The following is a 2,944-nucleotide window of genomic DNA, read 5'->3' on the forward strand; positions in this document are numbered from 1 at the left end:
TATTTGAGGAGGGACGAGGTCATGACTGTTTTTTCGAGCGTGAGGCGGGTTTCGGCTGGGCGGCGCGGCGGGTGGTGAGGGCGCCGAGAACGAAGTCGGCGATGTTGTCTGCGAGGCGCTGCACTTCGGGCGCGGTCTTGGGGACGGGCGGGCCGAGGCGGTCCACGAAGACGCGGCAGTGATCGTAGTGAATGCAGAGTCCGATGATGTGATGGCAGTAGAGGATGCAGTCTTCATCCACCTTCTTTCTGCCGAGCACGGCGGCGATGATGCGCTGCAGCTCCTCATGGAAGGGGCCGACGACGAGCTTGATGAATTCGTTGAGGCAGGGGGTGGGCTCGCGCATTTCGTGGGCCATGAGCTGGCTCTTCACGGGATTGGCGGCGCGCTTGAGCAGCATATGGTCCAGGAGGTGATGGATCCAGCTGCGCAGGGTGTCTTCCGGTGAAGCGCCGTCTGCGAGCGTGACGGGCGGATCTTTGTCCATCTTGCTGGCGCAGGAGGAGAGGAAGACTTCGCGGTAGAGTCCTTCTTTGCTGCCAAAGTAGTACTTCACGGAGGCCACGTTGGCCTTCGCCTTGAGACAGATGGCGCGGAGGCTGGCCTTCTCAAAGCCGTCTTTGGCGAAGACGGTGGCGGCGGCCGTCAGCAGGCGCTCGCGGCGCGCCTCGGCATCATGTTCACGGGATGGGGGAGAGTTAAACATGCGTTTATAAACGGGTGTTTAACTTGCGAAGCGCGAATCGTCAAATGATTTTGGGCCTCGGGAGATTTGGCGAAATCAAAAAAAGAGGGCGTGGAGTCCTTGCAGACTCACGCCCAGGTCAGCGCATCGGCTCTGCGGTGCGGTTGAACTTCAACGCTGACATCAGACTTAACGCGGCATGGTGAAAGCGCGGATGTATCCACGAATTTTTTGTTTCAAAGAAACGGGCGGGCCACGGCGGCGTCTTGCGCGCATCAATGCGCCGTGCGGTGTGGTGATGTGCGTGACACCGGAAATATGCAGCTCCCAAGCAAAGCACCCGGGCATCTCTTCACGGTTCATTTTTTCAGAGTCTTCTGAAACGCATCCACGCGGACCTGGGCGCGGACGTAGTCCTCCACGGTGAGGAGCGGCTGCAATTCCTTGACCTTGGCGGCGGCGTCCGGATAACCCTGGGCGGAGGCGAGGAGATACCACTTCATGGCATTGACGAGGTCCTTCTGAATGCCCGAACCGGTCTCATAGCACCCTGCAAGATTGAACTGGGCCTCTTTCAGCCCCTGCTCGGCGGCCTTGGTGTACCACGTCACGGCGATGATGGGAGACTGCGCCACTCCGGTGCCGTTCGCATGGCAGATGCCCAGATCATTCTGCGCTCCCGCGAGCCCCTGATCCGCAGCCTTCTGAAACCATTTCACGGCCAGCGCGGCATCCTTCGGCACGCCGGTGCCGTTTTGGTGGCAGGTGCCCAGCCAGTACTGCGCCTGAGAGTAGCCTTGGTTCGCGGATTTGGCATACCACATCATGGCTTGCGGTACATCCTTGGTCACGCCGGTGCCGTTGTAGTAGCAGCCTGCCAGATTGTACTGCGCCGTATAAAGCCCCCAGTCTGCGGCTTTGCGGTAATGCTCCACGGCTTTGGCGGCGTCCTTCTCGACGCCCTCGCCGAATTCATAGAGATATCCGAGCATGTATCGCGCAGAAGGGTTGTCATTCTCGACGGCTTTGCGGAACCACTCGGCGGCGACCGGGAGATCTACAGCGACGCCTTCGCCGGTGTAGTGCGCCATGCCGAGTTGATACTGGGCCTCGTCATTTCCACCTGCTGCCGCCAGACGGTACCAGCGCACGGCCTCAGCGGCATCCTTGGGCACGCCATTGCCTTCACGGCTGGCATTGCCCAGGTGAACCATGGCCACGGGGAAGCCCTGCTCTGCGGACTTGCGCAGCCACTTTAATGCCTGCGGCACATCCTGCTGAACGCCGGTGCCTTTCATCAGGCATTGGCCCAGCCAGCCCTGACACTGATACTCGCCCATTTCTGCTCCTTTGCGGAACCATTTCACGGCCTCCTCGTTGTCCACAGGCACTCCATTTCCGACCAGGTACTTCACGCCGTTGTTCAGCATGTCATACTGCGTCTGTAGATCGGCCTGGGCGGGAGGGGTGGGGATGGCGGGAGAAGGTGTCGCCGGTGCGTGTGCCGCATCGGCCGTGGGAGGTGGGGCTCCGGCGTCTGCGGGGACGGAGATTTCCGTGCCGCCCAAAAACTTCATGTAGAGGGTGATTGCGACCACACCGGCCAAGCCGAGGCTGACTGCCGTGACGGCGAAGGGGCGGCCGTTGGTGGATTCCTTGCGCAGGACGATGGCCTTGGCCGCCAGATCATGCAGGCACTGGCGATTGCGCGTCCACAGGGCCATGAGGATGCCGATGCCGAGTGTGAGGATGGAGAAGGGCTTGGCCAAAAAACGGCGCAGCGCCTGGGCCCGGCTGAGGCGCTGGCCGTTTAAGTCTGCCACCATGAGTCCGCAGGCCTGCTTTCCCAGCGTGCCCTGCTGCGCGGAGCTTTCCATGAGCACGAAGTACAGCAGCGTGAGGATGAAGAGGAACACCATGAGCACGTAAAGCTGCGCTGAGGTGTTTTCCGGCCCGGGTGCCCGTGAGTTTAAAAAGGCCTGATTGAATCCGCAGGCGACGGCGACCACGGTGTAAACGATGAAGTCGATGATCCCGGCGCAGATACGGTAATAGAACGGCGCAGGGCCCCCCTCCAGCAGCAGGGGATCTGCTGCCAGCGTCGAGATGACAGGCGGCGGCCGAGAGGTCCTCGCCTGCTGCGGTGAGTGCGGCTGTGCCTGTGGTGGCTGATACGGCTGCAGCGGCGGCGGCGGGGGCTGCTGAGAGTGCGTTTGCGGTTGCAGCTGCGGTTGCGGTTGCGGTGCTGCGACCTGTTGC

Annotated in this window: 2 protein-coding genes; both read right to left on the bottom strand. The window is 61.6% G+C overall.

All coding sequences use genetic code 11. From position 1 onward, the window contains the following. Positions 1-19: 19 nt before the first annotated feature. Complete coding sequence (locus WAW39_RS04590; RefSeq protein WP_422316249.1) at positions 20-706, bottom strand: CerR family C-terminal domain-containing protein; 687 nt, start codon at positions 704-706, stop codon at positions 20-22. Positions 707-1,044: 338 nt separating this feature from the next. Next, a partial coding sequence (locus WAW39_RS04595) for an RDD family protein (protein WP_422316251.1) occupies positions 1,045-2,944 on the bottom strand: 1,900 nt, incomplete at its 5' end.

This window comes from Prosthecobacter sp., from assembly GCF_049294395.1.
Lineage (GTDB): Bacteria > Verrucomicrobiota > Verrucomicrobiia > Verrucomicrobiales > Verrucomicrobiaceae > Prosthecobacter.